The organism is Pseudomonas sp. OE 28.3 (assembly GCF_014268205.2).
Taxonomy (GTDB): Bacteria; Pseudomonadota; Gammaproteobacteria; order Pseudomonadales; family Pseudomonadaceae; genus Aquipseudomonas; species Aquipseudomonas edaphica.
On record NZ_CP077082.1, the window covers coordinates 2,010,508 to 2,036,683 of the forward strand.

Sequence of the window (26,176 nt, forward strand, 5' to 3'; positions counted from 1 at the left end):
ATACTGGCAGCATCACAACGATGCACTGGAGCCTGCCACCATGACCGCCGCCTGCCTGATGACCACCTATCAACCCATGGCCCTAAGCTTTACCCGTGGCCTGGGCACGCGCCTGTGGGACCAGCAGGGCCGTGAATACCTCGACGCCGTGGCCGGTGTGGCGGTAACCAATGTCGGGCACTCCCACCCCAAATTGGTCACGGCGATCAGCGAGCAGGCGGGCCTGTTGCTGCACACCTCCAATCTCTACAGCATCGACTGGCAGCAGCGCCTGGCCGAGCGCCTGACGCAGTTATCCGGCCTGGACCGTGCGTTCTTCAATAACTCCGGCGCCGAAGCCAACGAGACCGCGCTGAAACTGGCGCGGCTGCATGGCTGGAAAAAAGGCATTGAAGATCCTTTGGTGGTGGTGATGGAGAACGCGTTTCACGGGCGTACGCTGGGCACCATGGCCGCCAGTGACGGGCCTTCGGTGCGCCTGGGGTTCCAGCGCCTGCCGGGGGACTTTCTCAAGGTGCGCTTTGGCGACTTGGCCGCATTGGCGGCCATTACCGAGCAATTCGGCACGCGCATCGCGGCGGTCTTGCTCGAGCCGATCCAGGGTGAAAGCGGCGTGCTGCCCGCGCCGCCCGGTTACCTGAAGGCGCTGCGCGATCACTGCACGCGCCACGGCTGGTTGATGATGCTCGATGAAATCCAGACCGGTATCGGCCGCACTGGCGCCTGGTTTGCGTTCCAGCACGAAGGCATCGTGCCCGACGTGATAACCCTGGCCAAAGGCCTCGGCAACGGCGTGCCCATCGGTGCCTGCCTGGCCCGGGACGCCGTGGCCCAGTTGTTCACGCCAGGCAGCCACGGCAGCACGTTTGGCGGTAACCCGCTGGCCTGCCGCGTGGGTTGCACGGTGTTGGACATCATTGAAGAACAAGGCTTGCTGCACAACGCCGCGCTACAGGGCGAGCGCCTGCTGGCGCGGTTGCGGGTGGAGTTGAGCGAGCACCCGCAGGTGCTGGCGATTCGCGGCCAAGGCTTGATGGTCGGCATCGAGTTGGCCAGGCCTTATCGTGACCTGGCCCAGCGTGCGGCCCAGGAGCATGGGCTGCTGATCAATGTGACCCGTGGCAAGATCATCCGCCTGTTGCCGCCGCTGACGCTGGATGCCAAGGAGGTTGAGATGATTGTGCGGGCCATCACCCGCCTCCTGGATTGAAACCGGATCAAACTGTGGGAGCTGGCTTGCCTGCGATAGCGGTGTGTCAGCCACTGTAGTTGGCACAGACAGTCCGCTATCGCAGGCAAGCCAGCTCCCACATTGGATCGGCGTGATATTCAGAGATCCGGGCCATTGAGCCATTCCTGGTTCATGGTTTCGGTATCGCCCAGGTACTCCAATAACCAACTCATCGCCGGCGATACCTTATCCTGCGCCCACGCCACACACGACGGGCTGGCCGGAAACGGTCGGCTCAGTTGCAGCGCCACCAGGTCGCCACGCTCGACCCACGGCAATACCTGATGAGCCGGCGCCATGCCCACGCACAGCCCATCGCGCAGGCAATCGAGTGCCGAGGCCCAGTTGGGCACGACCAAACGGCGCTGGTTATCCAGGGTCCAGGTGTCACGCTTGGGCAGGTTGCGCGAGGTGTCGGTCATGCACAGCGAGGCGAACGGGCGCAGTTGGTCGTCACTGAGCAAGCCGTTGACGCTTGCCAGCGGGTGCTGGGCGCTGACCACACACAGCCAGTTGAGCAGGCCCATGTCCCGAAACGTGAAGCGGCTGGCCACCGGCACTGCGCTGGTGGCGCCGATCACAATGTCGGTGCGCTCATCGGCCAGGGCGTCCCACACGCCGTTGTACACCTCGTATTCGAGCAGCAATTCCACCTCAGGGAATTGCCGATAAAAATCCAGCACCAGTTGCCGGCAGCGCTGGGGTTTGACGATGGAGTCCACCGCGACCTTCAACTGGCCGCTCCAGCCATTGGCCACCTGCTGGCACAAACGCCGGGTGCCGAGCATTTTTTTCATCACCCCGCGCGCTTCGTCTATAAATAGACGGCCGGCGGGGGTCAGCTCCACATCGCGATGGCGGCGCACAAACAGCGGCACCGCCAACCATTCCTCCAACTGGCGCACCGTATAGCTGATGGCTGACGGCACGCGGTGCAATTCCTGGGCGGCGGCGCTGAAGCTGCCATGGCGTGCCACGGCATCGACTACATCCAGGGAGTATTCGGACCACATAGCGGTTGCCTTCAAAATATTTGATTCAAGTGTCCAATTATTATCGCTTCACACACAGCCTGTCAGCTTCATAATGGGCGCCAGTCAGCAAATAGTTTGATGGCAGCATCCACAAGGCTTCAATGAAAAATTCTTTTGGTTTCACCTGGTATTTGGCGGGGCTGAGCATGCTCGGTTATCTGGCCATGGACATGTACTTGCCGGCGTTTGGCGCCATGGGCGAGCAGTTGCAGATCAGTGCGGGCGCGGTGGGCGCCAGCTTGAGTATTTTCCTCGCCGGCTTTGCGCTCGGGCAGTTGCTGTGGGGGCCATTGTCCGATCGCCTGGGGCGCAAGCCGGTGCTGCTCGCCGGGCTGAGCCTGTTTGTGCTGGGCTGCGCCGGGATGTTCTGGGTCGAGACGGCGCCGCAGTTATTGGCGTTGCGTTTTATCCAGGCGATTGGCGTGTGTTCCGCCGCCGTGAGTTGGCAGGCGCTGGTGATTGACCGTTACCCGGCCGACAAGGCTCACCGGGTGTTCGCCAGCATCATGCCGTTGATGTCGCTGTCACCGGCGTTGGCGCCGCTGTTGGGCGCGATGGTGCTGAACCACTTTGGCTGGCAGGCGATTTTCGCGGTGTTGCTGGTTGTGTCAGTGCTGTTGCTGTTGCCGACGTTGTTGCTGCGCAAAATGCCGAAACGTCTGGCCGAGGAGGGCGAACCTTCGCGCCTTGGCTACGGGCAGTTGCTGACCTCCCGCGTATTTACCGGCAATGTGATGATCTTCGCCGCCTGTTCAGCCAGCTTCTTCGCCTGGCTCACCGCGTCGCCGTTTATCCTTGGCGACATGGGTTACAGCCCGAATGACATCGGCTTGAGTTATGTGTTGCCGACCTTGTCCTTTCTGGTCGGCGGTTACAGCTGTCGCAGTGCCTTGCAGCATTACCAGGGCAAAACCCTGCTGCCGTGGTTGCTGGTGGCCTATTGCATCAGCATGGTGGCGTTGTACCTGGTTGCGACCTTGACCGTGCCGACCCTGACCACCTTGTTGATTCCGTTCTGCCTGATGGCGTTGGTCAACGGTGCGAGTTACCCCATCGTGGTGGCGAATGCGTTGATGCCCTTTGCGGAAAATTCCGGCAAGGCGGCGGCGCTGCAGAACACCCTGCAGTTGGGCCTGTGCTTTCTGAGCAGCCTGCTGGTGTCGTCGTTGATCGACCAGCCGCTGTTGATCACCGTGATCGTGATGCTGGCGACTGCGCCGCTGGCGGTGTTGGGTTACTGGCTGGCGCGGCCGAAAGCCGATAAGTCGGAACTCGCAAGCGCCTAAAACTGAAACCCAAGCAAAAATGTGGGGAGGGCTAGTGTGGGAGCTGGCTTGCCTGCGATGGCATCAACTGGGCGCACCTGATGTACCGAGTTGTCTGCATCGCAGGCAAGCCAGCTCCCACACAAGCCAGCTCCCACAGTTGATTGGTTTTTTTCAGTTAGAACGTCACTTCCATATTCAGCGTAGGCGTGGAGGTCCGGGTGCCCATGCCACCATCCACCCCGAACTTGTTATGCCAGTACTCGTAACCCACCCCCAGGTACAGGTTCGGCTTCACGCTTTTACCCGGCCGCACCGCCACCATCAGCGCGGTGCGCATCAGGGTTTCCGGCGCGGTGTCGCGGCCGTGGTAGTCCTCGCCCTTTTCCCCGACGTAATTGATAAACCCCTGGAACTTCGCCGCGTGGTTGGCGATGTCGAACGGGCGCATCCAGGTCAGGTTGAGCATGTAGGTGTCGTCGAAGGTGTGGTTCGACTCTTTCGCACCGGGGATGCCGGTGTGGTTCTTTTCCTTGTAGTACATCAGGCTCAAATCCAGCACGCCGACGGTGTTGAACTTCAACGTCGGGCCGATCACCAGCGCGCGTTTTTTAGCTGAGGCGAAGTTGTTGTTGCGGTTGGCGTCGAAGCCCAGGGTCAGGGCGTAATCCTTGACCAGGCCGGTGCCCAGCGGCACATCGAATACCCGTGAGGCGTACAGCTGGTGTCGGTACACGGCGTAGACCTCACTGCCACCGTGGTCGGTGCCCTTACGTGGGTCGCTGCTGTCGGACAGAAACACATCGAGGTTCAGGTAGTTGCTGCCGTACTGGTAGCCGCTGGCGTGGGTAAAGCTGTAGATGCGCTTGCTGAAGTCGTCGGGGTTGTTGGGGTTGGTGAAGTGCTGGCCGTAGCGAAACCCCACGCTGTTGTTCATCCATTCCAGCGCGACGGCCTCCCCACCGCCGAGAAGGGTCAATGCAACGGTGGCGCCCTGTAATGCCTTTTTCATTGTTCTAGGTCCTTTGGCGTTCTGGCTCATGACGGCCGGATTGTTTTTGTAACGCCGATGGAGGGTATCTTGTTCGATTGATTGTATACAACTCTATGGACATCCAGTCCAAACATTGCATACAGTGTTCGCACAACAAAAACAGAGAACCCCTCACCATGACTATCCCGAAGGCGTCACCGCAGCGGCCAGAAGACGAGAATCTCGGCGTCGCGGCCAACATGGCTTACGGCCTGCAGCATGTGCTCACCATGTATGGCGGCATCGTTGCCGTACCGTTGATCGTCGGCCAGGCGGCCGGGTTGTCGCCGGCGGATATCGGCCTGCTGATCGCCGCCTCGCTGTTTGCCGGTGGCCTGGCCACGTTGCTGCAAACCCTCGGCCTGCCGTTTTTTGGCTGCCAGTTGCCGCTGGTGCAGGGCGTGTCGTTTGCCGGTGTGGCAACCATGGTGGCGATTGTCGGCAGTGATGGCGCGGGCGGGGTGCCGGCGATTCTCGGGGCGGTGATGGCCGCGTCGTTTATCGGCTTATTGATCACGCCGGTATTCTCACGGATCACCAAGTTCTTCCCGCCGCTGGTCACCGGCATCGTGATCACCACCATCGGTCTGACGCTGATGCCGGTGGCAGCGCGCTGGGCCATGGGCGGCAATAGCCGCGCAGCGGACTTTGGCAGCATGGCCAACATCGGCCTGGCGGCACTGACCCTGGTGCTGGTGTTGCTACTGAGCAAGATCGGCAGCGCGACCATCTCGCGCCTGTCGATTCTGTTGGCCATGGTGATCGGCACCGTGATCGCGGTGTTCCTGGGCATGGCGGATTTCTCCAGCGTCGCCCAAGGGCCGATGTTCGGCTTCCCGACACCTTTCCATTTCGGCATGCCGACCTTCCATGTGGCGGCGATCATTTCCATGTGCATCGTGGTGATGGTGACGTTGGTGGAAACCTCGGCGGACATCCTCGCGGTCGGCGAGATCATCGACACCAAAGTCGACTCCAAGCGCCTGGGTAATGGCCTGCGTGCCGATATGCTGTCGAGCATGTTTGCGCCGATCTTCGGTTCATTCACCCAAAGTGCCTTCGCCCAGAACGTCGGCCTGGTGGCGGTTACGGGGGTGAAAAGCCGCTTTGTAGTGGCCACTGGCGGTGTATTTCTGGTGGTGTTGGGCCTGCTGCCCTTTATGGGGCGGGTGATTGCGGCTGTGCCGACTTCGGTGCTTGGCGGCGCCGGTATTGTGTTGTTCGGCACCGTGGCGGCCAGTGGGATTCGCACGCTGTCCAAGGTGGATTACCGCAACAACATGAACCTGATCATCGTGGCAACGAGCATCGGTTTCGGCATGATCCCGATTGCAGCGCCGAACTTTTATGATCACTTCCCCACCTGGTTTGCGACCATTTTCCATTCGGGCATCAGTTCGTCGGCGATCATGGCGATTCTGCTGAACCTGGCGTTCAACCACTTCACCGCCGGTAACTCGGACCAGCAATCGGTGTTTGTGGCCGGCACCGAGCGCAGTTTGTGCTTCCACGACGTGGCGGCGTTGCGCGATGGCGATTACTTCAGTGGCGGTAAATTGTTTGATGCTGAAGGGAAGGAGATTCCAGTGGTGGCTGAGGTGCCGAGGAAGGCCGCAAAGCCTGAGACCACCGAGGTCTAAAACTGTGGGAGCTGGCTTGCCTGCGATGGCGGCGAGCCAGTCACTGCACCTGTAACTGATGTACCGCTATCGCAGGCAAGCCAGCTCCCACAGTTGAACTCAGCCGGCCTTGAGTGCTCGGTGCGGCAGCGAACACGCCTCGTCCAGAAACTTCACCACCGTCCCCATGCACGCCTGGCGTTCTTCCACGTGGGGCATGTGGCTGGAGTCTTCAAACAACGCCCAGCGCACGTCGGTGATTTCATCCAGGAACGGCTTGACCACCAAGGGCGTGGCCTCGTCGTGGCGTCCTGATATCACCAGCGTCGGCACATTGATCGCCGACAGGCGCCCGATCACGCTCCAATCCTTCAAGCTGCCGATGATGTGAAATTCGGTCGGGCCGCTCATGGCGTGGTACACCGTCGGGTCGGTGTCTACGGCTGCAAAGGTGCGCGCCACTTCTTCCGGCCATGGGTTGACTCGGCACACATGCTGGTCATAGAAGATCCGCGCCGCCGCAAGGTATTCCGGGTCTTGGTAAGTGCCGGCCTGTTCGTGTTTGAGCAGGGTTTGGTGCACGCCTTCGGGCAACAGTTGGCGCAGGCGGTTGGCTTCGCTGACCCAGGTGCGCATGCAGGTGGGCGAGTTGGCCGGGATAAACGCGCGCAGGCCCTTGGGTCGCAAAATCGCGTGTTCGCTGCCGAGCATGCCGCCCCAGGATTGCCCCAGGATCGCGTAGTTGTCACTGATCTGCAGGTGGTCCAGCAGGTTGTTCAGCTCGTCGAGGAACAGGTCGATGGTCCAGAACGACGCGTCCTTGTCCGGCAAGTGCGTAGAGCGGCCATTGCCGATTTGATCGTAGTGAATCACCGCATGGCCGCTGGCGGCGACGTCCTTGAACGCGTCTACGTAGTCATGGGTGCAACCGGGGCCGCCATGGAGGATCACCAAGGGCGTGCGGCCGGTGCCCAGGTCGCCTGTGACGCGGTACCAGGTCTGGTAGGCGCCGAAGGCCGCGTAGCCTTCGCGGACTTTCTCGATGAATTCCATTTCGTACCCTGCTCTGAAAAAAAAGGATCAGGGATACGATAGTCGGCACGCAGCGTTTAAGTAACTAGCAAAACAGCTAGGTTTTACCGACGGATCAATCTTCGAGCAGGCGGTAATGGGTCGCGCGCACCACCGCCTGTACGCGGTTCTTGGCACCCAGTTTGTGCATGGCCGAGGCCAGGTGCAGGGTGACCACCGCCAGTGAGCGGCTTAACTGCGTGGCGATCTCGGCGGCGGTCAGGCCCTCGGCCGCCCATTTAAGGCACTCGCGCTCGCGTTTGGTCAGATGGATGTGCGGGTAGGTGCGTAGCTCTTTGCTCAGCAGCGGGTAGGCCGCTTCCTGCAAGGCATGGGTGATCAGGCTGAAGTCCGTCAAGGTTTGCTGGGCATCTTCCAGCACCGTGCTGGCCTTGCCGGTGCGCAGGCCGGTCAGCGACGCGAAGCCGCCACGCGGCAGGTGGATCGGCACGGTGACGCCGCAGGTCAGTTGGCGCTCATGCAGGTAAGAGGACACGGGCGCATGGCACGGGTCGATGATCTTTTGCAGCGCAGTGTCGGCTTTGGCCTCATAGGACCACACGAACGGCGACACCGTGCTCAAGGCCAGGTGCTGCACCGGGTCGATCTGGTAAAACCCTTCGCTGCACCATAATGCGTGCCAGTCCGACGGCGTGTTACGCGACTCCAGCACCGAAGGCGTGATCAGCGAACCGTCCTGGTCGATGGGCACCGGCGTGTAGTCATACACCAACGCATCAAAGCCCAACTGCTGGGCGAGGACAAACGTGTTGTCCATCTGTTCAACCAGGCTCCTGCCGGGCATGAGGCGGTTGTTGAAGGCAGTAAGTTTGGACAGCATCCGTTCTGCTCCCGAATTCATTTGAATCTCGACTTGCGGCAAGTAGAATGCCACGCCCCGGCGAAGGACTGCCAGGCCAAACCTATAAGAACTACTAGGTTATGGACGCGCGGCATCCTCGGTAGTGTTGGCCCTGTAAACGGCCGCTACCTGCCAGGCCGATACAACACAAGGAATGTATGCATGTGGCGTGAAATTGCCCCCGACCAGCAGTACAACGTGCAGGTCGATGGCCATAACCTCGTGGCCTACAGCTTTGGCGACGGCGATGAGGTGCTCTTGTGTCTCAACGGCGGCCCGGGCCTGCCGTGTGACTACTTGCGCGACGCCCATGGCTGGCTCAAAGAGCATAACCTGCGAGTGGTTGCATTCGATCAGCTTGGCACGGGCGCATCAGCCAGACCATCAGATGTTTCCCTGTGGGAAATTGGCCGTTATGTCGAAGAAGTCGAAACCGTGCGCCAGGCACTGGGCCTGGGCCGCGTGCATCTGCTTGGGCATTCGTGGGGCGGCTGGTTGGGCATCGAGTACGCCATCCACTATCCCGACGCCCTGAAAAGCCTGATCCTGGAAAACACCGTCGGCGATATTCCGCACCTGTCCCAGGAGCTCGAACGCCTGCGCGGTGCCCTCGGCAGCGAAACCGTGGCCATGATGCAGCGCCATGAAGCCATGGGCACACTCGACCATCCGCAGTATCAGGCCGCTATCACCTTGCTCAACTACCGCCACGTCTGCCGTCTGGACGAATGGCCGGAGCCGGTCAAGCGCTCCCTGGGCGACTGGAACATGGGGCCTTACGAAACCATGCAAGGCCCCAACGAGTTCCTCTATATCGGTAACCTCAAGGACTGGAACCGCATCCCGGAGATGGCCGATTTCAAGATGCCGATCCTGATCACCACCGGCCAGCACGACGAACTGACACCCGCCTGTGCCCATCGCATGAAACTCGCCGCCACACACGCCGAGTTGCATGTATTCCCCAACAGCAGCCATATGCCGTTTTATGAGGAACCCCACGCGTACTTCCCGGTGCTGCTGGACTTCCTCGCTCGCCACCGAGGCTGACGGATGAATCTTGCGCGTTACCGTTTTGTGTTGTCCCGGCCGCTGCAATTGCTGCCGGTGTTGTTTGGCATCAGCCTGATCACGTTTGTGCTGGTGCGCTCGATCCCCGGCGACCCGGCGCGGGCCTTGCTGGGCTCGCGCAGCACGCCGGACGCGCTGCTGAAAATCCGCGCCCAATACGGCCTGGACCAGCCCTTGTGGCTGCAATATTTCTACTTCCTCAAGAACCTGCTCAAGGGCGATCTCGGCCAGTCACTGCTCTATAAGGTCGACGCGTTGAAACTGATCGTCACCCGTATCGAACCGACGCTGGTGCTGGTGCTCGGCAGTGTGCTGCTGGCGCTGTTGATCGCGGTGCCGCTGGCCACCGTGGCGGCGCGCAACAAAGGCGGTTGGGCGGATAACCTGATCCGCGTGTTCACCACGGTCGGCCTGGGCATGCCGGCCTTCTGGCTGGGCTTGATGCTGATTCTGTTGCTGAGTGTGAAGTGGGGGTTGTTCCCGGTATCGGGCTACGGTCGCACGTTTACAGATAAAGTCCACCACATGGTCCTGCCGTGCTTGACCATTGCGCTGGCGCTGGCGGCGGTGCTGGTGCGCAACCTGCGGGCGAGCATGCTGATGGAGTTGCAGGCTGACCATGTCACCGCCGCGCGCGCACGCGGGTTATCGGAGGCGGCGGTGTTTCGTCGGCATGTGTTACCCAATTCCCTGGTGCCGACGGTTAACCTGCTGGCGGTGAATATCGGCTGGCTGATCAGCGGCACGGTGGTGATCGAAAGCCTGTTCGCGATTCCCGGCATCGGCCAATTATTGGTGCGCGGCATTTTTACCCGCGACTACATGGTGGTGCAGGGCGTGGCGATGGTGCTGGCGTGTGCGACGGTGGTGGTCAACTTCGTCGCGGACGTGGCGACCGTGGCCCTCGACCCACGGGTGAAGATGCAATGAGCAGCCGACCACTGATTGCGCCGTGGCGTTTGCGCCTGCGGTTTGGTTTTCGCAACGGCCGGCTGACCGCTGCGTGGGGGCTGTTGATCTTGTTTATGTGGTTGGCCCTGGCGTTGTTCGCGCCGTGGCTCGCGCCGTATGACCCGATTGCGCAGAACACCGATCTGAGTTTGCTGGCGCCCAGCCTTGCCCACCCATTTGGCACGGATAACTACGGCAGAGACATCCTTTCGAGGGTGATCTGGGGCGCGCGGATTGACCTGCAACTGGCCGTTATCGGCGTGATCTTCCCGTTCCTGATCGGCACTTTTATCGGCGCTGTTTCCGGCTACATCGGCGGGCGCTTCGACAGCGTGTGCATGCGCGTGATCGACGTGGTGCTGGCGTTCCCGTTCCTGGTGTTGATGCTGGCGATCATGGCCATCCTCGGGCCGGGCTTGCAGAGTTTTTATATCGCCATGGCGTTGGTGGGCTGGGTGTCGTATGCGCGGTTGATCCGCTCGCAGATCCTGGTTCTCAAGGAAAGCGACTTCGCCCTGGCTGCCAAGAGCCTGGGCTTTGGCCATGGGCGCATTCTGTTCCGGCACTTATTGCCCAACGCGATGTTTGGCTCGATTGTGTTTTCGATGTCCGACGCCGTGCTGGTGCTGCTCAACGGCGCCGCCGTGAGCTACCTGGGCCTGGGCGTGCAACCGCCGACGGCGGAGTGGGGCACGATGGTCGCCGAAGGGCAGGCGTTTATCACCACCGCCTGGTGGCTTTGCACCTTCCCGGGCCTGGCCATTGTGACCCTGGCCATGGGTTTCAGCCTGCTCGCCGATGGTGTGGCGCAAGTATTGGGGGATCGTTCATGAGCCTGCTTCACGTGCAGGACCTCAGCGTGATCGCCAACAATGGTGGGCGAGAGGTCACGCTGGTTGATCGTGTGTCCTTTGATTTGGCCGAAGGTGAAATCCTCGGCCTGGTGGGTGAAAGCGGCTCGGGCAAAACCCTGGCCTGTCGCGGCCTGATGCGCCTGTTGCCGTCGCCCAACCTGCGGGTGCAAGGCGGCGCTGTGCGCCTGGCCGGTCGCGACCTGTTGCAACTCGATGAGGCTGGCATGCGCGCCGTGCGCGGTGGGCAACTGGGCATGATTTTCCAGAACCCCAGCAGTCACCTTGACCCGTTGATGCGCATTGGCGAGCAGATCGCCGAAGGCATCCGTTTGCATCAGGGTGCGTCGAAAAAAGACGCGCGCCTGCAAGCCATCGAGGTGCTGCGCCAGGTCGGTATTCCCGATCCCAAGGCGCGGGTCGACAACTACCCCCATGAGTTCTCCGGCGGCATGCGCCAGCGCGCGATGATCGCCGTGGCCCTGGGCTGCAACCCGCAAGTGCTGATTGCCGACGAGCCGACCACCGCGCTGGATGTGACGGTGCAGGCGCAGATCCTGCGCCTGCTGCTGGAGCTGCGAGACCAGCGTGGCCTGGCGATCATCATGATCACCCATGACCTGGGCGTGGTGGCGCAGACCTGTGATTCCATCGCGGTGATGTACGCCGGACGCCTGTGCGAGCACGCGAGCAAATACGACGTGCTGGCCCATCCACAACACCCGTACACCGCTGGCCTTATCGATTGCCAACCCGCCCACAGCAGCGGCCACGCCTTGCTGCGCACCATCCCTGGCCAGCCGCCGTTACTGGATGCCTTGCCCGACGGTTGCCGATTCAACCCGCGCTGCCCGCAAGTGGCGGCGTTGTGTACTGAGGTGCTGCCCGAAGGTGCGCGCGTAGCCTGCCACTATCCGCTGGGAGAGCACCCATGAGCCTGTTGCAGATCAAGGACCTGGAGGTGCGGTTTGCCGCGTCCGGCACGGGTGTGCTGGGCCTTAATAAACAGTGGGTGAGGGCGGTCAATGGTGTGTCGCTCAACCTGGCCGCAGGTCAAACCCTGGGGTTGGTGGGCGAGTCCGGCAGTGGCAAAAGCACGCTGGGGCGGGCAATTCTGCACCTCACCCCGATCAGCGCCGGGCAGGTGTTGTTCGATGGCGTCGACATGGCCCGGGGCAGTGCTATCGACATCGCCCGCCTGCGGCATGAAACCGCGATGATTTTCCAGGACCCTTACGCCGCCCTGAACCCGCGGCACAGCATTGGCGAAACCCTTGCCGAAGTGCTGCGGGTGCAGCGCAAGGTCGCCCCGGAGCAGATACCGGCTCGCGTGGTCGAGCTGCTTGACCTGGTGGGCCTGCGCCCTGAACTCGCCAGCCGTAAACCCGGCTCCCTCAGCGGTGGCCAGTGCCAGCGCGTCGGCATCGCCCGCGCCCTGGCGGTGGAGCCGCGTCTGATCATTGCCGATGAATGCGTGGCGGCACTGGATGTGTCGATTCAGGGCCAGATCATCAACCTGTTGCTGGAGCTGCAACAGCGCATGAACCTGGCGATTCTGTTTATCGCCCATGACCTGGCCATCGTGCGGCGCCTGTGCGACCGCGTGGCGGTGATGTACCTGGGCAAAATCGTCGAAGAAGGGCCAGTGGAAGCAGTGTTTACTGCGCCACGCCATCCGTATACGGCGGCGTTGATCGAGGCGATTCCCGAGATCGATCCGCACCGGCCGTTGCCCGCAGAACCGTTGCCCGGTGAGCCCCCGAGCCCGCTGAAGTTGCCCACCGGCTGCGCCTTTCACCCGCGCTGCCGGCATGCCCGGACGATGTGTTCCGTGGTGTTGCCGCCGACCCATTACCTGCACGAGCATCGGTACAGTTGCGTGCTTGAAGAACCTCTGTTTTGACCCACTTCTGCCATTCATGAACAAGGAGTTATGACATGCAATCGCGCCACTTGAAGTTGCTCGCCGCCGCGACACTGACCGCCTGGTCCCTCACTGCCGGGCTGGCCCACGCCGCCGGCGTGCTGACCATCGGCTGCCGTGAAGACAGCACCACGTTCGACCCGATCAAAAGCGCACAGAACCGCGATACGTGGGTGTTCGCCAACGTCTACGACACCTTGGTGCGCGTGGATAACCTGGGCACCAAGATGCAACCGGGTCTGGCCGAAAGCTGGGAGATTTCCAAGGACGGCCTGACCTACACCTTCAAGCTGCGTGACGCCAAGTTCTCTGATGGCTCGGCGATCACCGCCGATGACGCGGCGTTCAGCCTGTTGCGCATCCGCGACAACAAGGCGTCGCTGTGGGCAGATCCGTTCAGCCTGATCAACACGGCCAAGGCCAGCGACCCGCAGACCCTGGTGGTCACGCTGAAAACCCCGGCTGTGGCCTTCCTCTCGCAACTGGCCTCGCCGACGGTATCGATCCTGTCGCAAAAAGCCATGACCACGATGGGCGAAGACGCCTACTCGGAAAACCCAGTGACCTCCGGCGCGTTTACCGTGGAGGAGTGGCGCAAGGGCGACCGCGTGATCCTCAAAAAGAACCCGAACTTCTGGCAGGCCAGGAACGTGAGCCTGGATGGCGTGGAGTGGGTCTCGGTCACCGACGACAACACGCGCATGCGCATGGTGCAGAATAACGAGCTGGACACGGCGATCTTCGTGCCGTTCTCCCGCGTGGAAGAGCTGAAGAAAGACAAAAGCGTGGTGATCCACGCCGACCCGTCGACCCGCGAAGATCACCTGCTGATCAACCACGCCCACGGCCTGCTGGCCAAGCCGCAGGTGCGCGAGGCGCTGGACATGGCCATCGACAAGCAGTCGCTGGTCAAGAGCGCCACGTACGGCCAAGGCACCGTGGCCTATTCCTACATCCCCAAAGGCTCGTTGTACCACTACGCCAACAACCTGCAACGCCCGTATGACCCAGCCGCCGCCAAGAAACTGCTGGAAGAGGCTGGCGCCAAGGAGTTGAAACTCAACTACGTGGTCAACGCCGGCAACGAAGCTGACGAGCAGATTGCGGTGATCATCAAGGACCAGTTGGCCAAGGTCGGCGTGACCGCCAACCTGCAAAAGGTCGACCCGACCCAAAGCTGGCAGATGCTGGTGGACGGTGAGTACGATATTTCGGTGATGTACTGGACCAACGACATCCTCGACCCGGACCAGAAGACCACCTTCGTGCTCGGCCATGACACCAACCAGAACTACATGACCCGCTACAAGAACGATAAGGTTAAAGAGTTGGTAGCGCAGGCGCGGATCGAGGCCGACCCGGTCAAGCGGGAGCAGATGTATGTGGAGTTGCAGAAGCTGGCGAAGCAGGATGTGAACTGGATTGACCTGTACTACAGCCCGTACATCAACATCTCACGCAAGAACGTGAGCAACTTCCTGCAGAACCCGCTGGGGCGTTTTACCCTTGAGGAAGTGGTGAAGAACTAACGGTCACCGCTAAGCAAATGTGGGAGCTGGCTTGCCTGCGATGGTATCAACTCGGTTTAACAGATAGACCGAGTTGCCCGCATCGCAGGCAAGCCAGCTCCCACACAAGCCAGCTCCCACACAAGCCAGCTCCCACACAAGCCAGCTCCCACATGAACCCAGTTCCACATTGGGTTCCCTGTTGTTTCAGGTGAACAGTGTCAGTGCTTACTGCGCATCAAACGCCTGCCCATTGATCCCGGCACTGTCCGGCCCCATCAGGTACAGGTACACCGGCATGATGTCTTCCGGTGCCGGCCTTTCCATCGGGTTTTCCCCCGGATACGCCTGGGCGCGCATGCTGGTGCGTGTGCCGCCCGGGTTGATGCTGTTGGAGCGTACCGATGCCACATCTTCCAGCTCGTCTGCCAGGGTTTGCATCAAGCCTTCGGTCGCAAACTTCGACACCCCATAAGCGCCCCAGTACGCCCGGCCCTTGCGCCCGACGCTGCTGGAGGTGAACACCACCGACGCATCCTGGGACAGCTTGAGCAGTGGCAATAATGTGCTGGTCAGCATGAACATCGCGTTGACGTTTACGTGCATCACGCGCATGAAGTTCTCACCGGAAAGCTGCTCGATCGGCGTGCGTGGGCCAATGATCGAGGCGTTGTGCAGCAGGCCGTCGAGGCGACCGAATTCTTTCTCGATCATTGCTGCCAGCTCATCGTATTGATGGGGCAGGGCGGTTTCCAGGTTGAACGGGATCACCACCGGCTGCGGCTGGCCGGCCGCTTCGATCTCGTCATACACCTGGGCCAGGTTGGCTTCGGTCTTGCCCAGTAGCAACACGGTGGCGCCATGGGCGGCATAGGTTTTTGCCGCCGCCGCGCCGATCCCGCGACCGGCACCGGTCACCAGGATCACCCGGTCTTTGAGCAGTTCTGGACGTGCGGAGTAATCAAACATAAAAAACCTCGACAGAATTCAAGCTGATACAGGCCTTGAAGTGGAATCCATTTCATGTGGGAGCTGGCTTGCCTGCGATGGCGGAGTATCAGTCACCGCAAGTGCTGGCTGGCAGACCGCTATCGCAGGCAAGCCAGCTCCCACAGTGATCTCAGTGCTAGTGGGTATCTCGAACAATCAGCAACTGCACAGTGCGTTATCCAGCACCTTGCGCAGCTCCAGCGGGTGGTCCACTACCACGTCGGCGCCCCAGTTGCGTGGGTTGTCGTCCGGGTGGATGTAGCCGAAAGTGACCGCCGCAGTGCGGGTGCCGGCGTCGCGGCCAGACTCGATATCGCGCAGGTCATCGCCCACGAACAACACGCTGGCCGGGTCCAGGTCGAGCATCTTGCACGCCAGGATCAGCGGCTCGGGGTCGGGCTTGCTGTTCTTCACGTGGTCCGGGCAGATCAGCAGTGCCGAACGCTCGGCCAGGCCCAGTTGCTGCATGATCGGTTCGGCAAAGCGCAACGGTTTGTTGGTGACCACGCCCCAGACCAGTTTGGATTTCTCGATGTCTTCCAGTAACTCGGCCATGCCGTCGAACAGTTTGCTGTGGATTGCGCAGCCCTTGAGATAGCGCTCCAGGAACTCCAGGCGCAACGCTTCAAAGCCAGGGGATTCGGGGTCCATCGAGAAGGTCACGGCGACCATCGCCCGTGCCCCGCCGGAAATTTCATCGCGGATGTGCTGGGGGTTGATCGGCTCCAGGCCGCGGTCGGTGCGCATGGCCTGGCAGATCGCGATAAAGTCCGGCGCGGTGTCCAGCAAGGTGCCGTCCATGTCGAAGAGAACTGCTCGCAACTTCACAGGCTTACTCCTCGCGCAGGGTCTGGATCATGTAGTTGACGTCCACGTCGCTCGCCAGCTTGTAGTGCTTGGTCAGCGGGTTGTAGGTCAGGCCGATGATGTCCTTGACGGTCAGCCCGGCCTGACGGCTCCAGGCGCCCAGCTCGCTTGGGCGGATGAATTTCTTGAAGTCGTGGGTGCCACGCGGCAGCAGCTTCATGATGTATTCGGCGCCGATGATCGCGAACAGGTAGGCCTTGGGGTTGCGGTTGATGGTGGAGAAGAACACCTGGCCGCCCGGCTTGACCATACGGAAGCAGGCGCGGATCACCGAGGACGGGTCTGGCACGTGCTCGAGCATCTCCAGGCAAGTAACCACGTCGAACTGCTCGGGCATCTCTTCGGCCAGGGCTTCGGCGGTGATCTGGCGGTATTCGACGCTCACGCCGGATTCCAGCTGGTGCAGTTGGGCCACGGCCAGCGGCGCTTCGCCCATGTCGATGCCCATCACGGTGGCGCCGCGCTGGGCCATGGCTTCGCTGAGGATGCCGCCGCCGCAACCGACGTCCAGCACCTTCTTGCCGGCCAGGTTGACGCGCTCGTCAATCCAGTTGACGCGCAGCGGGTTGATGTCGTGCAGGGGTTTGAACTCGCTTTCGCGGTCCCACCAGCGGTGGGCCAGGGCTTCAAACTTGGCGATTTCGGCGTGGTCGACGTTGCTCATGGTGAATCCTCTAAATCTGATAAATCGGTTATTCAGTCCTGAACGGCGCGGTTCAAGACCTTCGTTATTCGCTGTGCCCGCTGATCCGTTGGCCCCAGGCGATGGCCGTGGCGGTCAACTGCTGTTCATCCATGCGGGTCAATCGCCGGTCGTCGAGCAACTGCTTGCCGGCGACCCAAAGGTGTTTCACACACTCGCGTCCGGTGGCATATATAAGCGTTGAGACCGGGTCGTAGATCGGTTGTTGCGCCAGCCCCGAAAGATCGAATGCGACGATATCTGCCGCCTTGCCGACTTCGAGCGAGCCAATCTCGCTGTCCAGGCCCATGGCACGCGCCCCATTGAGCGTAGCCATGCGCAGGGCGCGATGGGCGTCCAGGGCAGTGGCCGAGCCGGCGACGGCCTTGGCCAGCATCGCCGCCGTGCGGGTTTCGCCCAACAGGTCGAGGTCATTGTTGCTGGCCGCGCCGTCGGTGCCGATGGCCACGTTCACGCCAGCCTGCCACAGACGCTCTACCGGGCAAAAACCGCTGGCCAGTTTCAGGTTCGATTCCGGGCAATGGATGACGCTGGTGTTGCTTTCTACCAGCAAAGCCAGGTCGTCCTCGCTGATTTGGGTCATATGAACGGCCTGGAAGCGTGGGCCGAGCAGGCCCAGACGGCCCAGGCGCGCCAGTGGGCGTTCGCCGGTCTTGTCCACGGCTTGTTGCACTTCGAAGGCGGTTTCGTGCACATGCATATGGATGGCGGCGTCCAGTTCTTCGGCGATCACGCGGATTTTTTCCAGGTTCTCATCGCTCACGGTGTAGGGCGCGTGAGGGCCGAAGGTGATCTTGATACGCGGGTGGTGCTTGAGGTCGCCGAACAGCTCCACGCCCTGGCGAATCGCCTCATCAGCGCTGCTGGCGCCTGGGATCGGGAAGTCGAGGATCGGCAGCGCGATCTGCGCGCGCATGCCGCTGTTGTGTACGCAGTCGCTGGCGACCTTGGGGTAGAAGTACATGTCCGAGAAGCAGGTGATGCCGCCCTTGAGCTGTTCGGCGATGGCCAGGTCGGTGCCGTCGCGCACGAAAGCTTCATCGACCCATTTGGCTTCGGCGGGCCAGATGTGTTTTTCCAGCCAGGTCATCAGCGGCAGATCGTCGGCCAGGCCGCGAAACAGGCTCATCGCCGCGTGGCCGTGGGCGTTGATCAAACCGGGGCTGAGCAGCATGCCCGGCAGCTCGCGCACTTCGCTGGCTGTCAGCTTCAAGGCCGCCGCCCGTGGCCCGATAAACGCAATGCGCCCGTCACGGATGCCCAGGCCGTGCTCCTTGAGCACCACGCCAGCGGGTTCGACAGGTACCAGCCAGGTTGGCAGCAGCAATAAGTCGAGCGGGGCGGCAGTGGAGGTCATCGCAGGCTTCTTCCCAGGCAGCTATAAAAGAAGGGCGAAGTATACCCGAGCGTCCTGGCTGGCGGATCGCTATAATCGGCGGCTTTTGTTCATGAGTGCGGGGTAAGGGATGCGCGACCGACTGTTAGCTGCAGAGAAAGTGAAGGCCATCGATTGGCGTGATGGCGCACTGCACCTGCTCGATCAGCGTGCCTTGCCCTCGCGGGAAACCTGGGTGGCCTGCACTTCGGCGGCTGAAGTCGCCCAAGCCATTCGCAGCATGACTGTGCGTGGCGCGCCGGCTATCGGCATCAGTGCTGCCTACGGCCTGGTGCTGGCCGCCCGCGAGCGGATCGCCGAAGGCGGTGACTGGCAGGCGGCATGGGAAGAAGACTACGCATTGCTGGCCGATAGCCGTCCGACCGCCGCTAACCTGTTCTGGGCCTTGAAGCGCATGCGTGACCGCCTGGATCGGGTCAAAAAACACGCCGACCCGCTGGCGGTGCTGGAAGCCGAAGCCATTGCGATCCATGAAAGCGACCGCGAAGCCAACCTGGTCATGGCCCAATTGGGCCTCGAGCGCATCCGCAAGCACCAGGGCAACGCCCAGGCGATCCTCACCCATGGCAATGCGGGCGCCCTGGCCACTGGCGGCGTGGGCACGGCCCTTGGGGTAATCCGCGCGGCGTTCCTGGAGGGTTTGGTCGAGCATGTCTACGTCAATGAAACCCGCCCCTGGCTGCAAGGTTCGCGGCTGACCGCGTGGGAGCTGGCGGGTGAGGGCATCCCGGCCACGGTCAATGCTGACTCGGCCGGTGCGCATATCCTCAAGACCAAAGGCGTGACCTGGGTCGTGGTCGGCGCCGACTGCATTGCGGCCAATGGTGATGTGATCGGCCCGATCGGCACTTATCAATTGGCGGTGTGTGCCATGCACCACGGCGTGCGTTTTATGGTGGTGGCGCCCAGTTCGACGCTCGATTTGATGCTGGCCACGGGTGAGGATGTCAGCCTGGAGGAGCGCGATGCGGCGGAGTTGCTGGAGGTGGGCGGTCAGCGGCTGGAGGTTGCGGCGTTTAATCCGGTCTTCGATGTGACGCCGGCGGACCTGATTGATGTGATCGTGACCGAAAAAGGCATCGTCGAACGGCCTGATACCGCCAAGCTGGCCAAGTTGATGTGCCGTAAGCGCCTGCATTGAGGGCTTTGGTGGCTGTTGGATCGCTATCGCAGGCAAGCCAGCTCCCACACTTACGGTGCTCGCAGGCCAACATGTGGGAGCGGGCTTGCCCGCGATTGGCCCTGTAAGTCAATAAAACCCTTGGATCCAGCCTCAAAAAACAGCACCCACCCCGCTCTGAGCCTCTCTCGTCCCCCTCAAGCCTGTCATCCGTCAAATTACTAGCCTCCATGCGCATCAGGGGGATAGGTGCGTGGCGGCGATTGTGATAACATCCGGCGGTTTCCAGGGCCGCCCCGAGGGGTTGCCCATAACGTGCAGATCCGTGTCATAACTCGTTGATTTGTCGTAAGTCGTTGTCAGGCACTCTGCCAGCAACGGCGAGCTTCGTTCGTCCCATATGGATGTGACGAGGTTTCACCCGAAAAAGGAATCAGGCTTCTCATGGGCGAACTGGCCAAAGAAATCCTCCCGGTCAATATCGAAGACGAGCTGAAACAGTCCTACCTCGACTACGCAATGAGCGTAATTGTCGGTCGGGCACTGCCTGATGCGCGCGATGGCTTGAAGCCCGTGCACCGGCGTGTGCTGTTCGCGATGAGCGAGCTGGGTAACGACTGGAACAAGCCGTACAAGAAATCTGCCCGTGTTGTCGGTGACGTGATCGGTAAGTATCACCCTCACGGCGACACTGCGGTGTACGACACCATCGTTCGGATGGCCCAGCCGTTTTCCCTGCGCTACCTGCTGGTAGACGGCCAGGGCAACTTCGGTTCGGTCGACGGCGACAACGCTGCGGCCATGCGATACACCGAAGTACGCATGACCAAGCTGGCGCACGAGCTGCTGGCTGACCTGCATAAAGAAACCGTGGACTGGGTGCCGAACTACGACGGCACCGAAATGATCCCGGCCGTCATGCCAACCCGTATTCCCAACCTGCTGGTCAACGGTTCCAGCGGTATTGCCGTGGGCATGGCCACCAACATCCCGCCACACAACCTCGGTGAAGTCATCGACGGTTGCCTGGCCCTCATCGACAACCCTGAGCTGACTGTCGACGAGCTGATGCAATACATCCCCGGTCCGGACTTCCCGACCGCCGCGATCATCAACGGTCGCGCCGGCATCATCGAAGCCTACCGCACCGGTCGTGGCCGCATTTATATGCGCGCCCGCTCGATGATCGAAGACATCGACAAGGTCGGTGGCCGCCAGCAGATCGTTATCACCGAACTGCCTTACCAGCTGAACAAGGCGCGTCTGATCGAGAAGATCGCCGAGCTGGTTAAAGAGAAGAAGCTCGAAGGCATCACCGAACTGCGCGACGAGTCTGACAAAGACGGTATGCGCGTGGTGATCGAGCTGCGTCGTGGCGAAGTGCCTGAGGTGATCCTCAACAACCTCTACGCCCAGACCCAGCTGCAAAGCGTGTTTGGTATCAACGTAGTGGCCCTGATCGACGGCCGCCCGCGCATCCTGAACCTCAAGGACCTGCTCGAAGCCTTCGTGCGTCACCGCCGCGAAGTGGTCACCCGCCGCACCGTGTTCGAACTGCGCAAGGCCCGCGAGCGCGGCCACATCCTGGAAGGCCAGGCGGTAGCGCTGTCGAACATCGACCCGGTGATCGCGCTGATCAAGGCTTCGCCGACGCCGTCGGAAGCCAAGGAAGCGCTGATCAAGATGCCATGGGAATCCAGCGCCGTCGTGGCGATGGTTGAACGTGCCGGTGCCGATTCGTGCCGCCCGGAGACCCTGGACCCGCAATACGGCCTGCGCGACGGCAAGTACTTCCTGTCGCCGGAACAGGCCCAGGCCATTCTGGAGCTGCGTTTGCACCGTCTGACCGGCCTGGAACACGAGAAACTGCTGGCCGAGTACCAGGAGATTCTCAACCAGATCGGCGAGCTGATCCGCATCCTCAACAGCGCTGTGCGCCTGATGGAAGTGATCCGCGAAGAACTGGAAGTGATCCGCGCCGAATACGGCGACGTGCGCCGCACCGAGATCCTCGATGCGCGCCTCGACCTGACCCTGGGTGACATGATCCCGGAAGAAGAGCGTGTGGTGACCATCTCCCACGGTGGCTACGCCAAGACCCAGCCATTGGCTGCGTACCAGGCTCAGCGTCGTGGCGGTAAAGGTAAATCGGCTACCGGCGTGAAGGATGAGGACTACATCGCTCACCTGCTGGTTGCCAACAGCCACACCACGCTGTTGCTGTTCTCCAGCAAAGGCAAGGTGTATTGGCTCAAGACCTACGAGATTCCGGAAGCCTCCCGCGCTGCCCGTGGTCGTCCGTTGGTCAACCTGCTGCCGCTGGACAGTGATGAATACATCACCACCATGCTGCCGGTTGAGGAATACACCGAAGGTCACTTCATCTTCATGGCCACCGCCAAAGGCACCGTGAAGAAGACTCCGCTGGAATCCTTCAGCCGCCAGCGCAGCGTGGGCCTGATCGCCCTGGAGCTGGACGAAGGCGACGTATTGATCTCTGCGGCCATCACCGATGGCGAGCGTGAAGTCATGCTGTTCTCCGATGGCGGCAAAGTGACACGCTTCAAGGAATCCGACGTTCGCGCCATGGGCCGTACCGCTCGCGGTGTGCGCGGTATGCGTCTGCCGGAAGGGCAGAAGCTGATTTCGATGCTGATCCCGGAAGAAGGCAGCCAGATCCTCACCGCTTCGGCGCGTGGTTATGGCAAGCGGACCGCCATCAGCGAGTTCCCGGAGTACAAGCGTGGCGGCCAGGGCGTAATCGCCATGGTCAGCAACGACCGCAACGGCCGTCTGGTTGGCGCGGTGCAGGTGCTTGATGGTGAGGAGATCATGCTGATTTCTGACCAGGGCACTCTGGTGCGTACCCGTGTGGCTGAAGTGTCGAGCCTGGGCCGTAACACCCAGGGCGTGACGCTGATCAAGCTGGCCAGCGACGAAACGCTGGTAGGCCTGGAGCGCGTTCAGGAGCCATCGGAAGTCGAAGGCGAAGAGCTGGAAGGCGAAGACGGTGCGGTATTCGATGGCGAGGTGATCGCAACCGGCGATGACAACGTCGACGAGCCAACCCTCGATGCTGCCGCAGACGAAGAAGAACCGCAGGAATAAGCGGACACACAGGGGGCGGATGAAGATTCGCCCCCTTGTTGTTTGTGTCCCCTTTGAAACACATGTCCTTGGTCTGGCTTCGATCCCTGTGGGAGCTGGCTTGCCTGCGATAGCATCACCGCGGTATCACTGCAACTACCGAGGTGCCTGTATCGCAGGCAAGCCAGCTCCCACAAGGGCTCGCGCCAGCGCAAGGCCGTTGCCGAACATGATTGCAGCCCCAACCAGATCAGAGTGAGATTGGATGTGAGCAAGAGAGCCTATAACTTCTGTGCCGGTCCCGCGGCGCTTCCTGAAGCAGTCCTGCAGCGTGCGCAGGGTGAACTCCTCGACTGGCATGGAAAAGGCCTCTCCGTGATGGAAATGAGCCATCGCAGCGATGAGTTTGTGTCCATCGCCACCAAGGCCGAGCAGGATCTGCGCGACTTGCTGGACATCCCTTCCAACTACAAAGTGCTGTTCCTGCAAGGTGGCGCGAGCCAGCAGTTCGCGCAGATCCCATTGAACCTGCTGCCGGAAGACGGCACTGCCGACTATATCGACACGGGTATTTGGGGTCAGAAGGCGATTGAAGAGGCCTCGCGCTACGGTCACGTCAACGTGGCGGGCACCGCCAAGCCGTACGATTACTTCGCCATTCCCGGTCAGAACGAGTGGAAGCTGTCGAAAGACGCGGCCTACGTGCACTACGTCGCCAACGAAACCATCGGCGGCCTGGAGTTTGACTGGGTGCCGGAAGTGGGTGACGTGCCGTTGGTGTGCGACATGTCTTCGGACATCCTCTCGCGTCCGATCGATGTGTCCAAATACGGCATGATCTACGCCGGTGCGCAGAAGAACATCGGTCCGAGCGGCATCCTGGTCAACATCGTCCGCGAAGACCTGCTGGGTCGCGCGCGTTCGCTGTGCCCGACCATGCTCAACTACAAGGTCGCGGCCGATAATGGCTCGATGTACAACACGCCGCCGGCGTTCGCCTGGTACCTGTCGGGCCTGGTGTTTGAATGGCTGAAAGAGCAGGGCGGTGTTGCCGCCATGGGCAAGCTCAACGAAGAGAAGAAGCGCACCCTGTACGACTTCATCGACGCCAGCGGCCTGTACAGCAACCCGATCAACCTCACCGACCGCTCGTGGATGAACGTGCCGTTCCGCCTGGCCGATGACCGCCTGGACAAGCCATTCCTGGCCGGTGCCGACGCACGTGGCCTGCTGAACCTCAAGGGCCACCGTTCGGTCGGTGGCATGCGCGCCTCCATCTACAACGCTGTCGACATCCACGCGATCAACGCGCTGGTTGCCTACATGGCAGAGTTCGAAAAGGAACACGGCTAATGTCTGAGCAAGAACTCAAGGCCCTGCGTGTACGCATCGACAGCCTGGACGAGAAAGTCCTGGAGCTGATCAGTGAGCGTGCGCGCTGCGCCCAGGAAGTCGCCCGCGTGAAAATGGCGTCCCTGGCTGAAGGCGAAGTGCCGGTGTTCTACCGGCCTGAGCGCGAAGCCCAGGTGCTCAAGCGCGTGATGGAGCGCAACAAAGGCCCGTTGGGCAACGAAGAGATGGCGCGGTTGTTCCGTGAAATCATGTCGTCGTGCCTGGCGCTGGAGCAGCCACTTAAGGTGGCGTACCTCGGCCCGGAAGGCACCTTCACCCAGGCAGCGGCCATGAAGCATTTTGGCCACGCGGTGATCAGCAAACCGATGGCGGCCATCGATGAAGTGTTCCGCGAAGTGGCGGCCGGTGCGGTGAATTTTGGCGTGGTGCCGGTGGAAAACTCCACCGAAGGCGCGGTCAACCACACGCTGGACAGCTTCCTTGAGCACGACATGGTGATCTGCGGTGAAGTCGAACTGCGTATCCACCACCACCTGCTGGTGGGCGAGAACACCAAGACCGACAGCATCAGCCGTATCTACTCCCACGCCCAATCGCTGGCCCAGTGCCGCAAGTGGCTGGACGCGCATTACCCGAATGTCGAGCGCGTGGCGGTGTCCAGCAACGCCGAAGCGGCCAAGCGGGTCAAGGGTGAGTGGAATTCGGCGGCCATCGCCGGTGACATGGCTGCGGGCCTGTATGGCCTGACGCGCCTGGCCGAAAAAATCGAAGACCGCCCGGATAACTCCACGCGCTTCTTGATGATCGGCAGCCAGGAAGTGCCGCCGACCGGCGACGACAAAACCTCGATCATCGTCTCCATGAGCAACAAGCCCGGCGCACTGCATGAGCTGCTGGTGCCGTTCCACGATAACGGGATTGACCTGACGCGAATCGAAACTCGCCCTTCGCGCAGCGGTAAATGGACGTATGTGTTCTTTATCGACTTCATCGGCCACCACCGCGACCCGCTGGTCAAAGGGGTGCTGGAGAAAATCAGTCAGGAAGCCGTGGCACTCAAGGTGCTGGGCTCTTACCCGAAAGCGGTTTTGTGAGGCTTTAACATGAGTGGCAACTTCCTCGCCCTGGCTCAGCCGGGCGTGCAACAACTGTCGCCTTACGTTCCAGGCAAGCCTGTGGACGAGCTGGCGCGTGAGTTGAACCTGGACCCGTCGAAGATCGTAAAGCTGGCCAGTAACGAAAACCCGCTGGGCCCAAGCCCAAAAGTATTGGCGGCGATTCGTGAGGAACTGACTGAGCTGACCCGCTACCCGGACGGTAATGGCTTCGCCCTCAAGTCGCTGCTGGCGGAAAACTGCCGCGTCGAGCTGAACCAGGTAACCCTGGGCAACGGTTCCAACGACATTCTTGAGCTGGTCGGCCGTGCGTACCTGGCGCCAGGCCTGAATGCGGTGTTCAGCGAGCACGCGTTCGCCGTCTACCCGATCGTGACCCAGGCTGTGGGGGCTGACGCCCGCGTCATTCCTGCCAAGGATTGGGGCCATGACCTGCCGGCCATGCTGGCGGCCATCGACGCGCAAACCCGCGTGGTGTTTATCGCCAACCCGAACAACCCGACCGGCACCTGGTTCGACGCCCAGGCGCTGAACGACTTCCTGCAGGACGTGCCCGAGCACGTGCTGGTGGTGCTGGACGAAGCCTACATCGAGTACGCCGAAGGCAGCGACCTGCCGGACGGCCTGGACTTCCTGGCGGCTTACCCGAACCTGCTGGTGTCGCGTACCTTCTCCAAGGCCTACGGCCTGGCATCGCTGCGCGTGGGTTACGGCTTGTCCACCGCGGTGGTTGCCGATGTGCTCAACCGTGTGCGCCAGCCGTTCAACGTCAACAGCCTGGCGTTGGCGGCGGCGTGTGCGGCGGTCAAGGATGCCGAGTACCTCGAAGAAGGCCGTCGCATCAATGAAAGCGGCATGCTGCAGCTGCAGGAAGGTTTCCGTGAGCTGGGCCTGGGCTGGATTCCTTCCAAGGGCAACTTCATTTGTGTGGACCTCGGCCAAGTCGCCGCGCCGGTGTTCCAGGGCCTGCTGCGCGAAGGCGTGATCGTGCGCCCGGTGGCCAACTACGGCATGCCGAACCACCTGCGTATCACCATTGGCTTGCCGGCCGAAAACAGTCGCTTCCTGGAGGCGTTGGCCAAGGTTCTGGCTCGTGGTTGATGTCACTGCATTGCAACCTGCTGT

General features: G+C 61.5%; 22 protein-coding genes. 14 read left to right on the forward strand and 8 right to left on the reverse strand.

All coding sequences use genetic code 11. The annotated features are described in order from the left end of the window. The first annotated feature begins 40 nt into the window (after positions 1-40). Positions 41-1,210 (forward strand): aspartate aminotransferase family protein, encoded by a 1,170-nt coding sequence (locus tag HU759_RS09120; protein WP_170038921.1) that lies wholly within the window; start codon positions 41-43, stop codon positions 1,208-1,210. A gap of 119 nt (positions 1,211-1,329) precedes the next feature. Here HU759_RS09120 and punR read toward each other — a convergent pair whose 3' ends face one another. After that, positions 1,330-2,244: a DNA-binding transcriptional activator PunR gene (gene punR / locus HU759_RS09125; protein ID WP_099549104.1), complete on the reverse strand. Its 915-nt coding sequence runs from the start codon at positions 2,242-2,244 to the stop codon at positions 1,330-1,332. A gap of 122 nt (positions 2,245-2,366) precedes the next feature. Here punR and punC point away from each other — a divergent pair, with 122 nt between their 5' ends. After that, the gene (gene punC, locus HU759_RS09130) at positions 2,367-3,551 is read left to right on the forward strand and encodes a purine nucleoside transporter PunC (protein ID WP_169985654.1); all 1,185 of its coding nucleotides are present in this window, start codon (positions 2,367-2,369) and stop codon (positions 3,549-3,551) included. Between the two features lie 157 nt (positions 3,552-3,708). Here punC and HU759_RS09135 read toward each other — a convergent pair whose 3' ends face one another. After that, positions 3,709-4,542, reverse strand: coding sequence for a nucleoside-binding protein (locus HU759_RS09135; protein WP_176991204.1), 834 nt, complete (start codon positions 4,540-4,542; stop codon positions 3,709-3,711). Between the two features lie 158 nt (positions 4,543-4,700). On the opposite strand from HU759_RS09135, the gene HU759_RS09140 reads away from it, so the two are divergent. Beyond that, positions 4,701-6,203, forward strand: coding sequence for a nucleobase:cation symporter-2 family protein (locus HU759_RS09140; protein WP_138454049.1), 1,503 nt, complete (start codon positions 4,701-4,703; stop codon positions 6,201-6,203). Positions 6,204-6,302: 99 nt separating this feature from the next. Here the strand turns inward: HU759_RS09140 and HU759_RS09145 are convergent, their stop codons facing one another. Next, positions 6,303-7,235, reverse strand: coding sequence for a proline iminopeptidase-family hydrolase (locus HU759_RS09145; protein ID WP_186617492.1), 933 nt, complete (start codon positions 7,233-7,235; stop codon positions 6,303-6,305). A gap of 94 nt (positions 7,236-7,329) precedes the next feature. Further along, entirely contained in the window at positions 7,330-8,094 is a 765-nt protein-coding gene (locus HU759_RS09150) for a LuxR family transcriptional regulator (RefSeq protein WP_170038929.1), read from the reverse strand. Between the two features lie 183 nt (positions 8,095-8,277). On the opposite strand from HU759_RS09150, the gene HU759_RS09155 reads away from it, so the two are divergent. From HU759_RS09155 to HU759_RS09180, 6 genes are read left to right on the forward strand one after another with little or no spacing between them, the layout of a single operon-like run. Continuing rightward, a complete protein-coding gene (locus HU759_RS09155; protein ID WP_017136114.1) occupies positions 8,278-9,165 on the forward strand; it encodes a proline iminopeptidase-family hydrolase in 888 nt (295 codons plus the stop codon). Between the two features lie 3 nt (positions 9,166-9,168). Beyond that, positions 9,169-10,116, forward strand: coding sequence for an ABC transporter permease (locus HU759_RS09160; protein WP_186617490.1), 948 nt, complete (start codon positions 9,169-9,171; stop codon positions 10,114-10,116). Then, positions 10,113-10,970 (forward strand): ABC transporter permease, encoded by an 858-nt coding sequence (locus HU759_RS09165; protein ID WP_017136112.1) that lies wholly within the window; start codon positions 10,113-10,115, stop codon positions 10,968-10,970. The genes HU759_RS09160 and HU759_RS09165 overlap by 4 nt, the downstream gene beginning before the upstream one ends. After that, positions 10,967-11,923, forward strand: coding sequence for an ABC transporter ATP-binding protein (locus HU759_RS09170; protein WP_138454157.1), 957 nt, complete (start codon positions 10,967-10,969; stop codon positions 11,921-11,923). The genes HU759_RS09165 and HU759_RS09170 overlap by 4 nt, the downstream gene beginning before the upstream one ends. Continuing rightward, on the forward strand, positions 11,920-12,891 hold the full coding sequence (locus HU759_RS09175; protein ID WP_169985660.1) for an ABC transporter ATP-binding protein: 972 nt from the start codon (positions 11,920-11,922) through the stop codon (positions 12,889-12,891). The genes HU759_RS09170 and HU759_RS09175 overlap by 4 nt, the downstream gene beginning before the upstream one ends. 35 nt (positions 12,892-12,926) lie before the next feature. Next, positions 12,927-14,441: an ABC transporter substrate-binding protein gene (locus HU759_RS09180; RefSeq protein WP_186617488.1), complete on the forward strand. Its 1,515-nt coding sequence runs from the start codon at positions 12,927-12,929 to the stop codon at positions 14,439-14,441. Between the two features lie 207 nt (positions 14,442-14,648). Here the strand turns inward: HU759_RS09180 and HU759_RS09185 are convergent, their stop codons facing one another. The 4 genes from HU759_RS09185 to HU759_RS09200 all read right to left on the reverse strand — a co-directional run bounded on the left by HU759_RS09185 (position 14,649) and on the right by HU759_RS09200 (position 18,337). Next, on the reverse strand, positions 14,649-15,389 hold the full coding sequence (locus HU759_RS09185) for a YciK family oxidoreductase (protein ID WP_017136110.1): 741 nt from the start codon (positions 15,387-15,389) through the stop codon (positions 14,649-14,651). A 177-nt stretch (positions 15,390-15,566) separates the two neighbouring features. Continuing rightward, a complete protein-coding gene (gene mupP, locus HU759_RS09190) occupies positions 15,567-16,238 on the reverse strand; it encodes an N-acetylmuramic acid 6-phosphate phosphatase MupP (protein WP_099549098.1) in 672 nt (223 codons plus the stop codon). 4 nt (positions 16,239-16,242) lie between these two features. After that, entirely contained in the window at positions 16,243-16,941 is a 699-nt protein-coding gene (gene ubiG, locus HU759_RS09195; RefSeq protein ID WP_003172645.1) for a bifunctional 2-polyprenyl-6-hydroxyphenol methylase/3-demethylubiquinol 3-O-methyltransferase UbiG, read from the reverse strand. Between the two features lie 64 nt (positions 16,942-17,005). Then, entirely contained in the window at positions 17,006-18,337 is a 1,332-nt protein-coding gene (locus HU759_RS09200) for a TRZ/ATZ family hydrolase (RefSeq protein WP_169985666.1), read from the reverse strand. Positions 18,338-18,446: 109 nt separating this feature from the next. Here HU759_RS09200 and mtnA point away from each other — a divergent pair, with 109 nt between their 5' ends. The 5 genes from mtnA to hisC all read left to right on the forward strand — a co-directional run bounded on the left by mtnA (position 18,447) and on the right by hisC (position 26,152). Continuing rightward, positions 18,447-19,517: an S-methyl-5-thioribose-1-phosphate isomerase gene (mtnA, locus tag HU759_RS09205; RefSeq protein WP_186617312.1), complete on the forward strand. Its 1,071-nt coding sequence runs from the start codon at positions 18,447-18,449 to the stop codon at positions 19,515-19,517. Between the two features lie 423 nt (positions 19,518-19,940). Then, a complete protein-coding gene (gene gyrA, locus HU759_RS09210; protein WP_017136106.1) occupies positions 19,941-22,604 on the forward strand; it encodes a DNA gyrase subunit A in 2,664 nt (887 codons plus the stop codon). A gap of 246 nt (positions 22,605-22,850) precedes the next feature. Then, a complete protein-coding gene (serC, locus tag HU759_RS09215; RefSeq protein ID WP_026013609.1) occupies positions 22,851-23,936 on the forward strand; it encodes a 3-phosphoserine/phosphohydroxythreonine transaminase in 1,086 nt (361 codons plus the stop codon). Next, positions 23,936-25,030, forward strand: a complete 1,095-nt coding sequence (gene pheA, locus HU759_RS09220) for a prephenate dehydratase (RefSeq protein WP_003172650.1) — start codon at positions 23,936-23,938, stop codon at positions 25,028-25,030. Before serC ends, pheA begins: the two co-directional genes overlap by 1 nt. 9 nt (positions 25,031-25,039) lie before the next feature. Next, positions 25,040-26,152 carry a histidinol-phosphate transaminase gene (gene hisC, locus HU759_RS09225; RefSeq protein ID WP_138449030.1) on the forward strand — a complete coding sequence of 371 codons (1,113 nt, stop codon included), beginning with the start codon at positions 25,040-25,042 and terminating at the stop codon, positions 26,150-26,152. Positions 26,153-26,176: the final 24 nt, after the last annotated feature.